Annotated in this window: 13 protein-coding genes and 2 pseudogenes; 6 read left to right on the top strand and 9 right to left on the bottom strand. The window is 71.3% G+C overall.

The genetic code is table 11. The annotated features are described in order from the left end of the window. Nucleotides 1-16: 16 nt before the first annotated feature. The 5 genes and pseudogenes from C4B68_RS27145 to C4B68_RS27165 all read right to left on the bottom strand — a co-directional run bounded on the left by C4B68_RS27145 (nt 17) and on the right by C4B68_RS27165 (nt 4,657). On the bottom strand, nt 17-1,129 hold the full coding sequence (locus tag C4B68_RS27145; protein WP_099499203.1) for a carbohydrate kinase family protein: 1,113 nt from the start codon (nt 1,127-1,129) through the stop codon (nt 17-19). A gap of 63 nt (nt 1,130-1,192) precedes the next feature. Continuing rightward, nucleotides 1,193-1,772: pseudogene (locus C4B68_RS27150) on the bottom strand (MFS transporter). Beyond that, complete coding sequence (locus C4B68_RS27155; protein WP_099499202.1) at nt 1,769-3,085, bottom strand: GH1 family beta-glucosidase; 1,317 nt, start codon at nt 3,083-3,085, stop codon at nt 1,769-1,771. The pseudogene C4B68_RS27150 and the gene C4B68_RS27155 overlap by 4 nt, the downstream one beginning before the upstream one ends. Nucleotides 3,086-3,275: 190 nt before the next feature. Continuing rightward, nucleotides 3,276-3,542, bottom strand: a complete 267-nt coding sequence (locus tag C4B68_RS27160) for a protealysin inhibitor emfourin (RefSeq protein WP_099499201.1) — start codon at nt 3,540-3,542, stop codon at nt 3,276-3,278. A 41-nt stretch (nt 3,543-3,583) separates the two neighbouring features. Beyond that, nucleotides 3,584-4,657 (bottom strand): M4 family metallopeptidase, encoded by a 1,074-nt coding sequence (locus C4B68_RS27165; protein ID WP_099499200.1) that lies wholly within the window; start codon nt 4,655-4,657, stop codon nt 3,584-3,586. Between the two features lie 329 nt (nt 4,658-4,986). Here C4B68_RS27165 and leuA point away from each other — a divergent pair, with 329 nt between their 5' ends. From leuA to C4B68_RS27200, 6 genes and pseudogenes are all read left to right on the top strand, one after another. Further along, entirely contained in the window at nt 4,987-6,744 is a 1,758-nt protein-coding gene (leuA, locus tag C4B68_RS27175) for a 2-isopropylmalate synthase (RefSeq protein ID WP_099499199.1), read from the top strand. A gap of 186 nt (nt 6,745-6,930) precedes the next feature. Beyond that, on the top strand, nt 6,931-7,626 hold the full coding sequence (locus C4B68_RS27180) for a tellurite resistance TerB family protein (RefSeq protein ID WP_099499198.1): 696 nt from the start codon (nt 6,931-6,933) through the stop codon (nt 7,624-7,626). Nucleotides 7,627-7,781: 155 nt separating this feature from the next. Then, nucleotides 7,782-9,863 carry an MMPL family transporter gene (locus tag C4B68_RS27185; RefSeq protein ID WP_180289155.1) on the top strand — a complete coding sequence of 694 codons (2,082 nt, stop codon included), beginning with the start codon at nt 7,782-7,784 and terminating at the stop codon, nt 9,861-9,863. Nucleotides 9,864-9,927: 64 nt separating this feature from the next. Further along, nucleotides 9,928-11,169 (top strand): annotated as a pseudogene (locus tag C4B68_RS27190) (sensor histidine kinase); the annotation flags it as partial. A 230-nt stretch (nt 11,170-11,399) separates the two neighbouring features. Then, nucleotides 11,400-12,074 carry a response regulator gene (locus C4B68_RS27195; protein ID WP_099499195.1) on the top strand — a complete coding sequence of 225 codons (675 nt, stop codon included), beginning with the start codon at nt 11,400-11,402 and terminating at the stop codon, nt 12,072-12,074. Nucleotides 12,075-12,194: 120 nt separating this feature from the next. Beyond that, entirely contained in the window at nt 12,195-13,412 is a 1,218-nt protein-coding gene (locus C4B68_RS27200) for a sialidase family protein (protein ID WP_099499194.1), read from the top strand. A gap of 49 nt (nt 13,413-13,461) precedes the next feature. Here C4B68_RS27200 and C4B68_RS27205 read toward each other — a convergent pair whose 3' ends face one another. From C4B68_RS27205 to C4B68_RS27220, 4 genes are all read right to left on the bottom strand, one after another. Further along, a complete protein-coding gene (locus tag C4B68_RS27205; protein WP_099499193.1) occupies nt 13,462-14,394 on the bottom strand; it encodes a dihydrodipicolinate synthase family protein in 933 nt (310 codons plus the stop codon). Nucleotides 14,395-14,396: 2 nt separating this feature from the next. After that, nucleotides 14,397-15,500 carry an oligopeptide/dipeptide ABC transporter ATP-binding protein gene (locus C4B68_RS27210; RefSeq protein ID WP_099499192.1) on the bottom strand — a complete coding sequence of 368 codons (1,104 nt, stop codon included), beginning with the start codon at nt 15,498-15,500 and terminating at the stop codon, nt 14,397-14,399. Continuing rightward, nucleotides 15,497-17,476, bottom strand: a complete 1,980-nt coding sequence (locus C4B68_RS27215; RefSeq protein WP_099499191.1) for a dipeptide/oligopeptide/nickel ABC transporter permease/ATP-binding protein — start codon at nt 17,474-17,476, stop codon at nt 15,497-15,499. Before C4B68_RS27215 ends, C4B68_RS27210 begins: the two co-directional genes overlap by 4 nt. Nucleotides 17,477-17,591: 115 nt before the next feature. Next, entirely contained in the window at nt 17,592-18,554 is a 963-nt protein-coding gene (locus C4B68_RS27220; RefSeq protein WP_099499190.1) for an ABC transporter permease, read from the bottom strand. Nucleotides 18,555-18,557: the final 3 nt, after the last annotated feature.

The raw sequence follows: 18,557 nt of genomic DNA on the forward strand, positions 1-18,557 counted from the left end.
ACGTCAACGGCGGCCGTCACGCCGACCGACGGAACCCGATCGTCGGCACCGCCCTGCGCAGCGGCCAGGGCCGCACCTGCTCCTGGGGCACCAGGTCCGCCAGGAACGCGTACCGCCGCAGCGCCGCCGGGTCCTGGCCCTCCACGGACTGCACCTTCCGCCACCACGCCCCGATCTCCGACCACCCGGGGGCCGACAGCGACCCCCCGAACTCCTGGACGGACAGCGCGGCCGTCAGCCCCGCGAAGGCGAGGCGGTCGGCCAGCGGCCAGCCGGCCAGGGTGCCCGTGACGAAGCCCGCCACGAACACGTCCCCGGCGCCGGTCGGGTCGAGGGCCTCCACGGCGATCGCGGGCACCTCGGCGGCCTCCCCGGTCCGGCGGTCGACCGCGTACGCGCCCTCCGCGCCCAGGGTGACCACCGCCACCGGTACGTGTTCCGTCAGCGCGTGCGCCGCCGCGCGCGGGCAGTCGGTGCCGGTGTAGCGCCTGGCCTCCTCGGCGTTCGGCAGGAAGGCCTCGCAGTGCTCGAGGTCGGCCAGGCCCGCGAGGTCCCACGCGCCCGTGTCGTCCCAGCCGACGTCGGCGAAGACGCGGGTGCCCTCGCTCGCGGCGTGGGCGATCCAGTGGGCCCGCTCGCCCGGCGTCAGGGACGCGACCGCGGCACGCGCGCGCGGCGGGCAGTTCGGCGCCGGCTCCTCCGGGGGCGGCTCGTGGCCGTGCGAGACCATGGTCCGCTCGCCCTCGTACGCCATCGAGACGGTGACCGGTGAGTGCCAGCCCGGTACGGTGCGCGACGCGGCGAGGTCGATGCCCTCGCCCTGCTCCAGCGCGTCCCAGCAGTACTCCCCGTAGTGGTCGTCCCCGAAGGCGGCGGCGAGTGACGTCTTCAGGCCCAGCCGCGCCAGTGCCGTCGCCATGTTCGCCACGCCGCCGGGGCTGGACCCCATGCCCCGCGCCCAGGACTCGGTGCCGCGCACCGGGGCCGAGTCGAGCCCCGTGAAGATGATGTCCAGGAAGACCGTGCCCGTGAGATAGACGTCCCAGGGCGGGTCCTGGGGCGTACGCAGCCCGGCGAGCGGGTCGACGTGGGCGTGAAAGTACGGTCGCTCTCCGTCCGGCGTGATCACGGTGCGCTCCCTGGGGTGGTGCGGATCTGGTCAGTGTGCACCACGCCTGCCCCCTCTGAGGTGTCAGTCCACGCCCCGAATCCGGCCCACCAGCACCGCCCCTGCGAGCCCGATCGCCGCCGCCACCAGGTACAGCACCTGGTACCCGCCCAGATAGGTCACGATCGGCGCGGCCAGCGCCGGGGCGGCGACCTGGGGGAGGGCGTTGGCGATGTTGATGACGCCGAGGTCCTTGCCGCGGTCCAGGGCCTTGGGCAGGACGTCCGTCATCAGGGCGAAGTCGACGGAGGTGAAGACGCCGAAGCCCACGCCCAGGACCGCCGCCGCGACGATCGCGCCGGGCCAGGTCTGCCAGCCGGACAGGGCGGCCGTGGCCGCCGCCATCAGCACGCCGGACCAGATCACGAACGGCTTGCGGCGGCGGGACGACCGCGCCGGCGCCCGTGACCCACGCCAGCATGGCCTCCTTCGACATCCCGGTGCCGGGCGCGAAGTCCTCCGCCTGGGAGGCGAGGAGGATGTGGAGGGGGCCGTACCAGCCCACCCAGATGGCCCCGTTGGCGAGCGACAGCGCCGCGGTCCAGCCCCTGCCGACCCGCTCTGCCGGCTCGGCGAGGGCCGGTGCGGGCGGCGAGGCCGTCATCTCCGTGCCCGCAGGACATCCCGCAGCCACGCGTACGACGCCTTCGGTGTCCGTTCCAGGGTCTCGTAGTCGATGTGGACGAGACCGAAGCGGCGCGCGTATCCCTCCGCCCACTCGAAGTTGTCCATCAGCGACCAGATGAAATAGCCGCGTACGTCGACGCCCTGCTCCAACGCCCGGTGCAGGGCCCGTACATGACCGTCCAGGAAGGTGATCCGCTCCTGGTCGTCGATGCCCTCGTACGAGCAGCCGTTCTCGGTGATGACGACCGGCGGGAGCCGGTCGCCGTACCGCTCGTGGAAGCCGACCAGCAGTTCGGTGAGCGCCTCGGGTACGACCGGCCAGCCGAAGTCGGTGACCGGATATCCCTCCAACGGGAGTACGGAGAAGGGGAGTTCGGCGGGCAGGGTCAGTCCGCCGAACTCCATCTCCGCGCCCTCGGGAGCGCCCACCTTGGTCGGCGCGTAGTAATTGATCCCGTACCAGTCGACCGGCTCGGCGATGACCTTCAGGTCCGCCTCGACGTCGCCCGGCAGCAACTCGCCGATGCCTTCCGGGTATTGCGCCAGCAGGATCGGGTCCGCGAAGAGGCGGTTGAGGAGTACGTCGTAGAAGTCGGCGGCCTCCACGTCCTCGGCGTTGCGCGATGCCGCCCAGGTCGGGCCGTGCGAGTTGGCGATCCCGATGTCCGCGACTCCGGCCGCGCGCAGGGACTGTACGGCGAGACCGTGGGCGAGGAGCTGGTGATGTGCCACCGGCAGCGCGTCGAACAGGAGCCGCTTGCCGGGAGCGTGCGCGCCCAGCGCGTGGCCCAACAGGGTGTGTTCGGCGGGCTCGTTGAGGGTGATCCACTTCTGGACGCGGTCGCCCAGGCGTGCGGCGACGACACCGGCGTACTCGGCGAAGCGCTCCGCCGTGTCCCGGTTCAGCCAGTCCAGCTCCACGGGCAGGTCCCAGTGGAAGAGGGTCGGGACGGGACGGATGCCCGCCCCGGCCAGCTCGTCGACCAGACGGTCGTAGAAGTCCAGGCCGCCGGGGGAGTTCACCCGGGGCCAGGAGATCGAGAAGCGGTACGCGTCCACGCCCAGGTCGGCGAGGAGCGCGACATCCTCGAGGTAGCGGTGGCAGTGGTCGCACGCCACCGTCGCGGTGGAGCCGTCCTTCACCCGGCCAGGCTCGGCCGTGAACGCGTCCCACACCGAGGGGTTCCGTTCGTCGACGGCTCCCTCGATCTGGTGGGCCGAGGTGGATACGCCCCAGAGGAAGCCGGGCGGGAACTGCGGGAGGGGGTTCGTCGCCATGCGTGCGATCATCTGTACCGCGGGTAACGCAAGTCAACGGCCCGGTGCCAACCAGCAGTTGTGCTTCCGGGGGCGCCTCATGGGGACGGGGTCCCCTGATCACGCGACTGCGGGCCGTCTGTGGCTTGTCGCGCCCACGCGGCGGAGCCGCACAATGTCACAGCCCCGCGCCCCTGACGCCAGCTTCCCTGGGCCCCGGTTTCTATGCGCCCTCCTTCAGGACTCTGGAAATCAGCTTCCTTTGCTCGTCCGTCAAGCGCGGGTCTGCCGCGTACACCGTCTTGTCGTCCACCGTGATCTGGTAGCTGAATCCGTCCGGTACGCCGATGGGGGGCGTGCCCCGGCCGGCGGAGAGTGCCTGCTCGGCCAGGGCGTGCCACTCCTGGGCATCGGGCCGGTCCGAGGTGTCCACCTCGGCGTGGCGGTCGATGCCCGCGAATCCGCCCGTGCGCCTTACCTGAATACGCATGGGTCCTGTCTAGTACGAGTCGGAGGCCGTGGCCACCGGAGCTACATGGCGGGCACTCCGACCTGCTCCCACGCCTTCAGCACGGACTGGAGCTCCTCGCCGCTGTCGCCGTACCGTGCCTTCGCGGCCGCGACCGTCAGCTTGGCGAAGTCCGTGAAGCTCGCCTGGGACGAGAGCTCGCCGCCGGTGAGGACGTCGTACCAGATCTGTCCGGCCCGCTCCCACGCATGGCCGCCGAGGGCGTCGGCGACGAGGTAGAAGGCGTGGTTGGGGATGCCGGAGTTGATGTGGACGCCGCCGTTGTCGCGGCCGGTGCGGACGTAGCCGTCCATCGTCCCGGGCTGCGGGTCCTTGCCGAGCACGTCGTCGTCGTACGCGCTGCCCGGCTCCTTCATGGAGCGCAGGGCCGTGCCGGTGACGCGCGGGGCGAGCAGGCCGACGCCGATCAGCCAGTCGGCCTCGGAGGCGGTCTGGCCGAGCGTGTACTGCTTGATCAGCGAGCCGAAGACGTCCGACATGGACTCGTTCAGGGCGCCCGGCTGGCCGAAGTAGGTGAGGTTCGCCGTGTACTGGGTGACGCCGTGGGTCAGCTCGTGGCCGATGACGTCGACCGGGATGGTGAAGTCGAGGAAGATCTCGCCGTCACCGTCGCCGAACACCATCTGCTCGCCGTTCCAGAAGGCGTTGTTGTAGTTCTCGTCGAAGTGCACCGTGGCGTCGAGCGGCAGGCCCTCGCCGTTGATCGAGTTGCGCTGGTACGCCTTGAGGTACAGCTCGAAGGTCGCGCCGAGACCGGCGTACGCGCGGTTGACGGTGGAGTCCTTGCCCGGCTCGTCGCCCTCGCCGCGGACCTTCTCGCCGGGCAGGTCCTGCTGGTGGCGGGCGTCGTAGATCGTGCGGTGCGGCTGCTCCTCGGGCGCGTCCGCGGGCGGCGCGACGGCCGGGGCGCCGATGACCGTGGTCAGGCGGCGGTGGGTGCGCTCGTAGGCGTCGCGCTGCAGGGTCTGGCGCGCGGGTCCGGCGAGCGCGGGGTCCTCGTTCTGGGCGAGCTTGTCGAGGACATGAGGCGGGATGATCGTGCAGAAGACGGGCGTGAAGCCCCCGTGGTTCGTCATGCCCGGCACCCTTGCACTGAGTTATGCCTCTGTCACTACCTGCAACCATGATTGGTGAAATGGGGCGATAAGGAGCGGCGGACTCCGTCTGGACGTGGTATGGCGCACTTTTTGCCCCGTTATGTCGACACGATCCCGCATACTGATACGACCCCTCGCACGGAGGGAGGCTCGGCTAGGCTGCGGAGCATCATGCGTTTCGGGCTGCTTCTCCTTAGCTGCCGCGGCGAGGGCCTGTAGTCGAGGCCGACCCCCTCCCCGCGGAGTCTGGCGTTGCGCCGTCGGCCGTCCCTTCAGGACATGCGGACACCTCGAGGAGCCCACGCATCATGGCGAACAGCCAGAGCAGCAAGAGCGACCAGACCCGCCCGAACCGGCAGCGGCCCACCTCCATGCCGGTCCACAAGTACGGCCGGTACGAGCAGGTCGACATCCCTGACCGCACCTGGCCGGACAACCGGATCACCGTGGCCCCCCGCTGGCTCTCCACGGACCTGCGCGACGGCAACCAGGCCCTGATCGACCCCATGTCGCCCGCGCGCAAGCGCGCGATGTTCGACCTGCTGGTGAAGATGGGCTACAAGGAGATCGAGGTCGGCTTCCCCGCCTCCGGCCAGACCGACTTCGATTTCGTGCGCTCGATCATCGAGGAAGAGGGCGCGATCCCGGACGACGTGACGATCTCCGTACTGACCCAGGCCCGTGAGGACCTGATCGAGCGGACCGTCGAGTCGCTGAAGGGCGCCAGACGCGCCACCGTGCACCTGTACAACGCCACGGCCCCGGTCTTCCGCCGCGTCGTCTTCAACGGTTCCAAGGACGACATCAAGCAGATCGCCGTCGACGGCACCCGGCTCGTCATGGAGTACGCCGAGAAGCTGCTGGACCCGGAGACGGAGTTCGGCTACCAGTACTCGCCCGAGATCTTCACCGACACCGAGCTGGACTTCGCCCTGGAGGTCTGCGAGGCGGTCATGGACGTCTGGCAGCCCGGCCCCGGCCGCGAGATCATCCTCAACCTGCCCGCCACGGTGGAGCGTTCGACCCCGTCGACCCACGCGGACCGCTTCGAGTGGATGGGCCGCAACCTGTCCCGCCGCGAGTACGTCTGCCTGTCGATCCACCCCCACAACGACCGCGGTACGGCCGTCGCCGCCGCCGAGCTGGCGCTGATGGCCGGCGCCGACCGCGTCGAGGGCTGTCTGTTCGGGCAGGGCGAGCGCACCGGCAACGTCGACCTGGTCACCCTGGGCATGAACCTGTTCTCCCAGGGCGTCGACCCGCAGATCGACTTCTCCGACATCGACGAGATCCGTCGCACGTGGGAGTACTGCAACCAGATGGAGGTCCACGCACGCCACCCGTACGTCGGCGACCTCGTCTACACCTCCTTCTCCGGCTCCCACCAGGACGCCATCAAGAAGGGATTCGACGCGATGGAGGCCGACGCGAAGGCCAAGGGCGTCACGGTCGACGACATCGAGTGGGCCGTCCCGTACCTGCCGATCGACCCGAAGGACGTCGGCCGCACGTACGAGGCCGTCATCCGCGTCAACTCGCAGTCCGGCAAGGGCGGTATCGCCTACGTCCTGAAGAACGACCACAAGCTGGACCTGCCGCGCCGGATGCAGATCGAGTTCTCGAAGATCATCCAGGCGAAGACGGACGCCGAGGGCGGCGAGGTCACGCCGAAGGACATCTGGGCGGCCTTCCAGGACGAGTACCTGCCCAACCCGGAGAACCCTTGGGGCCGTCTGCAGGTCAGGAAGGGCCAGTCGACCACGGACACGGACGGCGTGGACACCCTCACCGTCGAGGCCGAGGTGGACGGCGTCGAGACCACCTTGGTGGGCAGCGGCAACGGTCCGATCTCCGCGTTCTTCCACGCGCTGCAGGGCATCGGCATCGACGCCCGCCTGCTCGACTACCAGGAGCACACGATGAGCGAGGGCGCCTCCGCGCAGGCCGCCTCGTACATCGAGGTCGCGATCGGCGACAAGGTTCTGTGGGGAATCGGCATCGACGCGAATACGACACGTGCCTCGCTGAAGGCCGTCGTCTCCGCCGTCAACCGCGCGACCCGCTGACCAGCCTGACCGGCGGTTTTCGTGGCCCCGCTCGCCTTACGAGGCGGGCGGGGCCCGTCATTTACCGGCCAATCCCCGTGGAGGTCACGGGGAGGTCTCGTCCTGGGTACTGACTCCACATCAACAATGTGGCTAACATCACGCAAGCGCGGCGATGTTGCCGCGGGGTTACGGAGGTGTGCGAGCGTGCTGCCAGGATGGGGACGAAACGGTCGTGCAGTTCAGGTTTCCCGCATCCTGGGCACCCGTACCGCGTGGACCAGCGTCGGCGACGGCGAGTTCTTCTGCCCCGGCTGCGGAGGCGACCGCAACTACCAGCGCCTCACCGGCCGTCGCCGCTTCACCCTCCTCGGCGTTCCCGTCCTGCCGCGCGGCGAGACCGGACCCGTCGTCGAATGCGCCGCCTGCCGCCACCACTACGGCCCCGACGTCCTCGACCACCCCACCACCACCCGCTTCTCCGCGATGCTCCGCGACGCCGTCCACACCGTCGCCCTCGCCGTCCTCGCCACGGGCGGCACCTGCTCCCGTACGTCCCTGGAGACCGCCGCAGGCGCCGTGCGCTCGGCCGGCTTCGACGACTGCACGGAGGACCAGCTCGGCGCCCTCGTCGAGGCGCTCGCCGCGGACACCGGACGGCTCTTCGGGGAGCCCTGCGGCGCCAGCCTGGCCATAGAGCTCCACGAGGCCCTGGACCCGCTGGCACCCCACCTCGCCGCCGCGGGCCGGGAGTCGATCCTCCTCCAGGGCGCCCGCATCGCCCTGGCCGACGGGCCGTACACCCCCGCCGAGCGGGAGGTCCTGGCCACCGTGGGCGCGGCGCTGACGATCTGCTCGGACGACGTGACGCGGCTGCTCGCGGCGGCGCGTACACCGTCGTAGGTGCCGCAGCGCGCGTACTCCCCAGGGAGTAGTCGGGCCGTACGGCCACCCCTCGCAGTACCCCCGGGCTCGCCCTCCCGCACGACGATTCCGCCCTCCCGCGCCGGAAGTCTGGAGACGGCAACCAGACATCCATGCCGGAGGGAGGCCCGTCGATGGGGGCCGCAAGGACTGATGTGACACGGGGGCGGCGACGAGCCGTGCCCTGGCTGGTGCTCGGGCTGTGGGTCGCCGTACTGGCGGCGGTGGGGCCGTTCGCGGCGAAGCTCGCCGATGTGCAGCACGACCGGGTCACCGACTATCTGCCCGCGAGCGCCGACTCCACCCAAGTCGCGAAGATCCAGGAGCAGTTGCCCGGGGGCCAGAGCACGGAACTCGTGCTCGTCTACCACCGGGACAGCGGTCTGACCGCCGCCGACAAGGCCACGGCGGAGCGGCAGGTCACCACGATCGCCGGGCAGCACACGCTCAACGGGACGCCGCAGGGCATCCCGTCCGCGGACGGTACGACCCTCATGTACCCGGTCGCCAGCAACGAGCCCGGCAGCGACGAGGACAAGCGGGACGCCCTCGTCGACGACGTACGCCACGTCGCCCACAGCGAAGGCGGGCTGACGGTCGAGGTCGGCGGGCCCGGGGCACTGAACACCGATGCCGCCGGCGTGTACAACTCGCTCGGCGGACCGCTGCTCTACACGACCGTCGCCGTCGTGGCCGTCCTGCTGATCCTCATCTACCGCAGCCCGCTGCTGTGGCTGGTGCCGCTCGTCGTCGCCGGCATCGCGGACTATCTGTCGATGGGCGTCGCCTACGGGCTCAACCAGGCCTTCGGGACCAGCGTTTCGGGGCAGAGCTCGGGCGTCATGACGATCCTCGTCTTCGGCGCCGGGACGGACTACGCCTTGTTGCTCGTCGCCCGCTACCGGGAGGAACTGCGGCGCATCGAGCGGCCGTACGACGCGATGCGCGCCGCCCTGCGCGGCTGCGGGCCCGCCGTGCTCGCCTCGTCCGGGACCGTCGCCGCCGGACTGCTGTGCCTGCTCGCCGCCGACCTCAACTCCAGCCGGGGCATGGGACCACTCGGCACCGTGGGAGTGCTGTGCGCGCTGGTGGCCATGCTGACGCTGCTGCCCGCGATCCTCGTCCTGCTGGGCCGCCGGGTGTTCTGGCCGCTCGTGCCCGCGTACGGGAGCACGCCCAAGGCGCGCCGGTCGCTGTTCTCCGCGATGGGCACCTCGGCGGGGCGGCGCCCGCTGGCCGTCCTCGCGGGCGGTGCCGTCCTGCTCGGCGCGCTCGCCCTGGGGGCCTTCAACCTGCCCGGCTCGATCAAGCAGGAGGACTCCTTCGTCGACAAGCCCGAGTCGGTCGCCGCCCTGCAGACGCTGGCCCGGGGCTACCCCGACCGAGGCAGCCAGCCCATCGACGTGATCACACCGGCCGACCGTGCCGACGCGACCCTGGCGACCGTCCGCGGCACGCAAGGCGTCGCCGACGCGCGGAAGGGACGTACCGGAAACGGCTGGACGGAGATCTCCGTCATCGCCGCGGACGCACCACAGTCCGCGGGCGAGACCCGGACCATCAAGGAACTCCGGGACGACCTCAAGGGCTCCTACGTCGGCGGGCCCAGCGCCCAGCAGATCGACCTGGAGGACACCAACGCCCGGGACCGGCTCATCGTCGTCCCGATCGTCCTCGCCTCCGTCCTGCTGATCCTGATCGCTCTGCTGCGCTCGCTGGTCGCACCGCTGATGCTGGTGGCCGCCGTGGTCGCGGTATGGGGCGCCGCGCTCGGGATCGGCGGGCTGGTCTTCGGGCCGCTGCTCGGTTTCGAGGGCACCGATCCGGGGCTCGGGCTCCTGTCCTTCGTGTTCCTCGTCGCCCTGGGCGTGGACTACGGCATCTTCCTCCTGCACCGGATGCGGGAGGAGTCGATACGGGGTGCCGAGCCGGTCGCCGCCGCGCTCAGCGCGCTGCGGACCACGGGCGGCGTGATCGCCTCCGCGGGACTCGTCCTCGCCGCCACCTTCGCCGTCCTCACCAACATGGGGCTGGTGCAGCTCGTCGAGCTGGGCTTCGTGATCGCGGTCGGTGTGCTGCTGGACACCTTCCTCGTCCGGACCTACCTGGTGACCAGCGCGAGCGTCGCCCTCGGACGGAGAGTGTGGTGGCCGGGCCGGCTGTCCAAGGCCCCCGAGCCGCTCCGGCCGTCGGAGCGGCAGCCGGAGCCCGTGTGATCCGTCAGCCCGTGTGAACCCGAGGGCGCCCCTCTCTGCCGGAGGGGCGCCCTCCTACCGGAAGATGAACCCCGTGCAGGCAACGACGACAACGGCGCGGCCCCGCCCCGGCGAGCGGATCATCGCGGCGGTCAGCCGCGATCCCCGGACCGCCGCGCGCGCCACCCGCAACGACGCGCTGCTGGCCGCGGTGACCGCTCTCCTCGCCGTGGCCATGGGCCTGTTAACCGACGAGGCACGCAGTCCCGACGCGCTCGGCTGGACGCTGCTGCTCGCGGCCCAGGTGCCGCTCGTGTGGCGGCGGCGCCGTCCACTGCTGGTGCTGGCCCTGGTGGTGGCGCTGATGGTGCCGTACCACGCCCTCGACAACAACCACGTCGCGCCCACCCCGGCGGCGTGCGTCGCGCTCTACACCGTCGCCGTGACCGGCCGGCCCCTGCGCACACTCGCGACGGGCATCGCCGTCCTCACCGTCTCGGTGAACGTGATGCTCACGGTCGACACCCACCAGGCCGTCGAACTGCTGCGGATCTCCGGCTGGGTCATCGCCGTGCTCTTCTTCGGCGTCGCCGTCCGCTACTACCGCCAGTACGTCGCCGCCATCGTCGAACGCGCCGAACGCGCCGAACGCACCCGCGAGGAGGAGGCCCGCCGCCGGGTGGCCGAGGAACGCCTGCGCATCGCCCGTGACCTGCACGACCTGCTCGCCCACAGCATCACCCTCGTCGGCGTCCAGACCTCCGTCGCCGCGCACGTCCTGGCCGCCGACCCCGAGCGACTGGACCGGGCGGCGGTCGCGAAGGCCCTCGACGACATCGCCGAGACCTGCCGGTCGGCGCGCGGCGAACTGCGTACGACGCTGGAGGTGCTGCGCGCGTCGGAGTACGGCTCCGTGTACGGAGGCGAGGGCCGCGGGCCGCTGCCCGGGCTCGACGGGGTGCCCGACCTGGTGGCCGCGGCGCGCACGGCGGGCGCCGAGGTGGCGGCGGCGGTCGCGGTGGGCGCGGGCGACGTCCCGTCCGCCGTGGGTGCCGCCGCGTACCGGATCGTCCAGGAGGCGCTGACGAACGCGGTACGGCACGCGGGCCCGGACGTGAGCGTACAGGTGGAACTGCGGGCGGAGGACTGGGCTCTGCGGGTGACGGTCACGGACGACGGGGTCGGTGACAGCGACTCGGGCGGCACGCCCGGGTTCGGGCTCATCGGGATGCGGGAGCGGGCTCGTAGTGTGGGCGGGACGTTGGAGGCCGGGGCGCGGAAGGGCGGCGGGTTCGGGGTGTGGGCGGTGCTGCCGACGGGGGCTGGGGGCGCGGCGCGGACGGGCGAACGGGAAGGTGCGCGGGACCTGGAAGCCGTAGGCGGTTCTGAAGGCGTACGGGACCGGGAAGCCGTACGTGGTTCCGAAGCCGTACGAGATCCGGATGCCGTACGTGGTTCCGAAGCCGTACGGGCATCCGATCCCCCCGTGACCGAACCCGGACCCGGACCCGGACCCGCACCCCTACCCGCCCCCGAACCGGAACGGGGCGAACCCCGATGACCATCCGCGTACTCCTCGCCGACGACCAGACGCTCGTGCGCGCCGCGTTCGCCATGCTCGTCGAATCGGCGCGGGACATGGAGGTGGTGGGGCAGGCGGCCACGGGGCGGGAGGCCGTGGAGCTGGCGCGCAGCGTGCGGGCCGATCTGATCGTCATGGACATCCGCATGCCCGACCTGGACGGCATCGAGGCCACCCGGCTCATCGCGGCCGACGAGGACCTGGCCGGGGTCAGGGTCCTGGTCCTCACCACGTACGACACCGACGAGCACATCGTGGAGGCCCTGCGCGCGGGCGCCTCCGGCTTCCTGGTGAAGGACACGAGGCCCGCCGAACTCCTCGACGCCATCCGTACGGTGGCCGCCGGCGACGCCCTGCTCTCGCCGGCGCCGACCGCCCGGCTGATCGCCCGCTTCCTGCGCGGCCCGTCGGTTCCGGCGCCCGCGGGGAGCGGCCCCGAATGCCTCTCCGAACGTGAGCGCGAGGTGCTGACGCTAGTCGCGCGCGGCCTGAACAACACCGAGATAGCGGGAGCGTTGGGCCTGAGCCCGCTCACCGCGAAGACCCATGTCAGCCGCATCATGGGCAAGCTGGGTGCCCGCGACCGTACCCAGCTGGTGATCGTGGCGTACGAGTCGGGGCTCGTCACTCCCGGCACCGCATCTGGCTGACGTCACGTCAACACGCCGTAGCGACACGGGTATTGATGTGCCACCTGGGGCACATTAGGTTTTCCTGGACATCCCACGTCACACGTCCGATGTTCTGTCCGCCGCTGCCCAGGGAGTGTCATGACCGTCAAACGCCGCCTGGCCGCTTCGGCCGCGGTCACCGGGCTGCTCACCGCCCTCACCGCCCTCGCGGCCCCCGGTACGGCCGTGGCCGCGCCGCCCGCGAGCCGGAGCTGCACGTCCTCCGTCCCGTACACGGCGGGCCAGGACGGCTACGACACGTACCGCATCCCGGCGACCGTCACGACCCGGGCGGGCACGCTGCTCGCCTTCGCCGAGGGAAGGCGCAACGGCGCGGGCGACACCGACAACATCGACGTGGTCCTCAGACGCTCCCACGACGGCGGCTGCACCTGGAGCGCGCTCCAGGTGGTGGCGTCCGGAGACGGCGACACACGGGGCAACCCGGCGCCGGTCGTGGACCCGCGCACGGGCCGTATCGTCCTCCTCACCTCCTACAACAGCGGCGCGGTGACCGAGGCGCAGATCATGCGCGGCGAGGCCACACCGGAACAAAGCCGCCGCGTCTTCGTCCAGACGAGCGGCGACAACGGCCGCCACTTCTCCGCACCGCGCGACATCACGGCGGACGTCAAACTCCCGAACTGGCGCTGGTACGCCACGGGCCCCGGCCACGCGCTCGCGCTGCGCCACGGACCGCACGCCGGCCGCCTGGTGGTCCCCGCCAACCACTCCACGGCCCCGCCCGTCGGCTCCCCGGACACCGGCCAGGAGCCCAGGTACTATGGCGCCCACGCCCTCTACAGCGACAACGGCGGCCTGACCTGGCGCATGGGCTTCATCGACGACTCGTACGACGGCGTCGACAACGCGAACGAAAGCCTGGCCGCCGAACTCCCCGACGGCCGTATCTACTTCACCTCCCGGGACCAGAACGGCACGAGCGTGGGCAACCGCCTCGACTCCTACTCCAGCGACGGAGCCGAGACCCTCGACCGCCCCTACGCCGTCCAGCCCACCCTGAACGACGTCCCCGTGGTCCAGGCCTCCGTCCTCCAGCTCACCGGCCGGGCCGCCCCGCTCCTCTTCTCCGGCCCTTCCGTCCCCACCGCCCGCCAGTCCATGGCCGTCTGGCGCAGCACGAACGGCGGCACGACCTTCACCAAGGCGACCACGCTGTCCACCCAGCGGGCCGCGTACTCCGACCTCGTACAGCTGAGCAGGAGCCGGGTCGGTCTCCTCTACGAGACGGGCGTGACGGGGACGTACGAGACGATCGAGTTCAGGCGGGTGCCGGTGGACGACCTCCTCGGCTAGGGCCTGTCCGGCATGATCCGCCGGACAGCCCTGGCGTGGGAGCCGGTCCTTACAGCAGCCCCGCCCCCGCCAGGTACTTCCCCACCCGCTCGGCCTCTCCCTCCGACAGCGGAACCTGGGGCTCCGCTGTCGCCGGGCAGTCGATGATCCCCCGCAGGTACAGCGCCGCCTTGAAGGCCCCCAGGGCCGACGAGCTGCCGCCCATCCGGGCGGGGTCACCCACGCCCACCATCCCGAACAATGCGCACAGCCGCTCCTGCTCGGCCCGGGCCCGCTCCCAGTCGCCCGCCGCGCACAGGTCGTAGACCCGCACGTACCCCACCGGATCGACGTTGGCCAGACCGGGCACCGCCCCGTCCGCGCCCAGGGCCAGTGCCGAGTCCACGACGAGTTCGGATCCGGTGAGGAGGGTGAAACGGGTGATGTCGGGGCGCGTGCGGGCGGCGGTGACGACGGCGCGGAAGGCGCCGAGGTCGCCGCTGGAGTCCTTGAGACCGGCGAGGACCCGGTCCGCGGCGAGTTCCAGGACCAGGTCCGGGCTCAGCTTGGTGTGGACGGAGGAGGGGAGGTCGTAGGCGAAGACGGGGGCCGGGGAGTGCGCGGCGATCACGCGGTAGTGGCGGGCGATCTCCGCCGGGTGGGTGCGGGTGTAGAAGGGCGCCGTGACGACGACGGCGTCCGCGCCCGCCGCCGTCACCTCCCGGACGTGGTCCAGGACGCGCGGCGTCGTCATGTCGATCGCGCCCGCGAGGACCGGGAGCCGGCCGGACACATGGGACGTGACCGTCTCCACCACCAGCCTGCGCTGCGCGTCCGTCAGATACGCCGCCTCCGACGTCGAGCCGAGGACGAAGAGGCCGTGCACCCCGCCGTTCACCAGGTGGTCCACCAGCCTGACCAGTGACGGGATGTCCACCTCGCGGTCCGGTGTCAGAGGGGTGCAGACGGGCGGTACGACACCGGACAGCGGGGTGGGCATCATTTCTAGGGCTCCCTGATGTGCTGCTGGAACGGAACATCGGCGGCCATGGCGGTGGCCGGGGCGGCGGACTCTGCCTGCGCGACCAGCGCGCGCGTGGAGATGCCCTCCTGCACAGGATGGTGGCACCGGTAGCGGTGATCAGGGGTTGACGCGGCCGTGAAGTCCGGCATGGAGACGCCGCATTCCTCGTCAGCCTTCCAGCAGCGCGTACGGAACGGGCAGCCGCTCGGCGGCCGGGTCGCCGAGGGAACGGGGCCCACCAGCGGGATCGGGTCGATCGGGTCGAGGAGACCCGGGGTCGCCGAGAAGAGCGCCCGGGTGTACGGGTGCCGGGAGCCGTCGGTGACCTCGTCGGCCGGTGACTCCTCCACGATCCGGCCGAGGTACATCGTGATCACCCGGTCGCTCATCCGCCGTACCGTCTGGATGTCGTGCGAGACGAAGACCAGGGCCAGGCCCAGACGCTCCTTCAGGTCCAGGAGGAGGTTGAGGATCTGGGCGCGGACCGACACATCCAGCGCGCTCGTCGGCTCGTCGGCCACCACCAGGTCCGGGTCGAGCGCCAGGGCCCGGGCGATGGCCACACGCTGGCGCTGGCCGCCGGAGAGCTGGCCGGGGAGCCCGTCGGCCAGGACCCGCGGGAGCCCGACCAGCGACATCAACTCCCGTACACGGTCCTCCCGTTCGGACGGGGTACCGCGCCGGTGCACATCCAGCGGGTCCCGCAGGATCTGGCGGACCGTCAGCCGTCGGTTCAGTGCCGTCGACGGGTCCTGGAAGATCATGCCGGTGCTGCTGCCGATGGCCGTACGCCGCTCCGTCGGCCTCATGGACCAGACGTCCCGGCCGCGGAACGACACCGTGCCCGACGTCGGCCGCTGCACCCCCACCAGCACCTTCGCCAGCGTCGACTTGCCGCAGCCCGACTCGCCGACGACGCCCACCGTCTCGCCGGGCGCGATGGCGAGGTCGGCGCCGGTCAGGGCGTACACCTTGTCCCGGGTGAACAGGCCGCCGCTGCGGGCCTTGTGGACGACGTGGGTGTCCGTGAGCCGGACGATCGCGGGTGTCCCGACAACCTCGGCTTCCCCGGTCGGCGCGTTCAATTGACCGCCTCGCTCTCCGCCGTCACCAGGTCGACCGCCGGGTGGTGACAGGCCGCCGTATGCGTATGCGTTCCCACCAGATCCGGTGCCGTCGTACGGCACACCTCGCTCGCCATCGGGCAGCGGTCGGCGAACCGGCAGCCGGCCGGGAAGTCGGCCGGGGAGGGGACGACCCCCTTGATCTGCGTCATCCGTTCGGCCGACGACTCCAGGGACAGAACGCTGCCCAGCAGCCCGCGCGTGTAGTGGTGGGCCGGGGCCTCCACCAGGTCGGCGGTCACCCCGGTCTCCACGATCTGGCCGCCGTACATGACGACCACCCGGTCGGTGACGTCGGCGACCAGCGCCAGGTCGTGCGAGACGAGGATCAGCGCGAAGTCCAGCTCCGCGCGCAGCCGCAGCAGCAGCTCTATGACCTGCGCCTGGACCGTCACGTCCAGGGCGGTCGTCGGTTCGTCGGCGACGATCAGCTTGGGGCTGCGGGACAGGGCCATGGCGATCAGGACACGCTGGCGCTGGCCGCCGGAGAGCTCGTGGGGGTAGCTGCGCAGGGTGCGCTCGGGGTCCAGGCCGACCAGTTCCAGCAGCTCGGTTGCCGTGCGCCTGCCGCCCCGCCGGATCACCTGCTTCAGCTGCGCCCTGATCGTCATCGCCGGGTTCAGGGACGACAGCGCGTCCTGGTAGATCATCGCCATCTCGTGGCCGAGGAGCTTGCGCCGTACGCGCATCGGCTCACCGACCAACTGCCGCTGGTTGAAGCGGACATGGCCGCGGACCCGGGCCCCCTTCGGCTCCAGGCCCATCACCGTCAGCGCCGTCAGCGACTTGCCGCAGCCGGACTCGCCGACCAGGCCGAGGACCTCACCCAGCTGCACCTCGAAGCTGATGCCGTCGACGATGTCCACGCCTCCGTGCCGGGTATCGAAGCCGATGGCCAGGTTCTCGACCGCGAGGACGGGCTGGCCGGAGGGCAGTGGGCGGGCCCGTGAGCGCAGCCGCGCGGCCGCCTCCGTGAGGCCCGGCAGGTCGAGGACCTTGCCGCTGCCCGGCTCGGGTGCCTCCAGCCGGTCCTCCGCCTTGGCCGCACGCGCCGGGACATCGCGCGCCGCCGGTGCCGCCCACGCGTCCGAGACGCCCTCGGAGAGGATGTTCAGCGACAGTACGGTGATCAGCATCAGCAGGCCCGGGAAGACCGTGGCCCACCAGCCGCCCGTCAGCACCATGTTCTTGCCGTCCGCGATGACGCTGCCCCAGGACGGGTCCGGCGGCCGTACGCCCGCGCCGATGAAGGACAGCGACGCCTCGAAGACGATGGCCTCCGCGACCTGCACGGTGCAGAACACCAGCACGGGCGCGGCGCAGTTGATCGCCACGTGCCGAATGACGATGTGCGGGGTGCGGGCGCCGATGACGTGCTCGGCGGTCACATAGTCCTCGCCGTACTGATCGAGGACGTTCGCCCGTACGACCCTGGCGACCGGCGGCGTGAACAGGAACGCGATCGCGCAGATCAGTACGGTGATGCCGCCGCCGAAGACGGCGACCAGGACGGCGGCGAGCGCGATGCCGGGGAACGCCATCACCACGTCCAGGCAGCGCATGAGCGTCTCGTCGACCGCCTTGCGGGAGGTGGCGGCCACGGCGCCGAGGAGCGCCCCGACGACGAGGGCGAGCGCGGTGGCGCCGAGCCCGATCGCGAGGGACCAGCGGGCGCCGTACATCAGCCGGCTGAGGATGTCCCGGCCGAGGCTGTCCTGCCCCATCCAGTGGCCGGCGGACGGGTGTCCGGTGCCGTCCACCGGTGGCTGCTGGTCGAGCGGGTCGTGCGGGGCCAGCAGCGGGGCGAACAGCGCGACCAGCACGACCACGGCGAGGAAGCAGACCGCGACCTTCGACAGCAGCGGCAGCCTGCGCCATCCCCGCAGCCGGATGCCGGGCCGGGAGAGTGCCTCGGTGAGGCTCTTGCGGGTGAACATCAGGTCGCACCCCCAAGGGGCGTGGTCTGTCGGGGTGTCATCCGGCGGAGCGTCGGGCGCGTCGGGGGCGTCATCCGCCGGGGCGTCAGGGGCATGGGCGGCGTCAGGGGCGGCGTCATCCGTTCGCGTCCCTCAGTCGTGGGTTGACCAGCAGATACAGGATGTCGATGACGAGGTTCACGACCACGAAGCCGGTGGCCGTGGTCAGCACGACGCCCTGCACGACCGCCGGGTCGCCGTTCTTCACGGCGTCGATCATGAGCTTGCCCATGCCCGGCAGCGAGAAGATCGTCTCGATGACGACCGCGCCGCCGAGCAGATAGCCGACGCGCAGGCCCAGCACGGTGAGCGGGTTGATCAGGGCGTTGCGCAGGACGTTGCGGCCGACGACGACCCGCGGCGGCAGGCCGCTGCCGATCGCCGTCCGTACGTAGTCCTTGTCCAGCTCCTCCACCACGGAGGTCCGCACGATCCGGGTGAGCTGCGCGGCGACCGGGAGGGAGAGCGCGAGCGCGGGCAGGGTCATGGTCTTCAGCCAGCCGCTCAGCGAGTCGGCCGGGTTGATGTAGCCGCCGGTCGGGAACCAGCCCTGGTCGACGGCGAGGTACTGGATCATCAGGAGCGCCAGCCAGAACCCAGGGGCGGCCACCCCCGTGAGCGAGACGACGCGGATGAGCTGGTCGGGCAGCCGGTCGCGGTAGATCGCGGCGGTGACCCCGCCGAGCAGCGCGAGCACCACCGCGATGCCGAGGCCCAGGAACGTGAGCTGGACCGTGAGCGGCAGCGCGGTGGTGACCTGCTCGACCACCGGCGCCCGGGTCAGCGCGCTGGTGCCCATGTCGCCGTGCAGCAGGTCCACCACGAAGTCGACGTAGCGCACGGGCAGCGGGTCGAGCAGGCCGTTCTGCTCCCGGAAGTCATGCAGCTGCTGCTCGGTCGGATTGGCGCCCTGGAAGAACGCCGACGCCGGATCGACGTCGGAGAACCGCATCACGAGGAACACGAACAGGACGATCCCGAGCATCAGCGGCACGAGCAGCGCGATGCGGCGCAGCAGGATCCTGGCGATGGCGACCACGTA

This window comes from Streptomyces dengpaensis (assembly GCF_002946835.1).
GTDB lineage: Bacteria > Actinomycetota > Actinomycetes > Streptomycetales > Streptomycetaceae > Streptomyces > Streptomyces dengpaensis.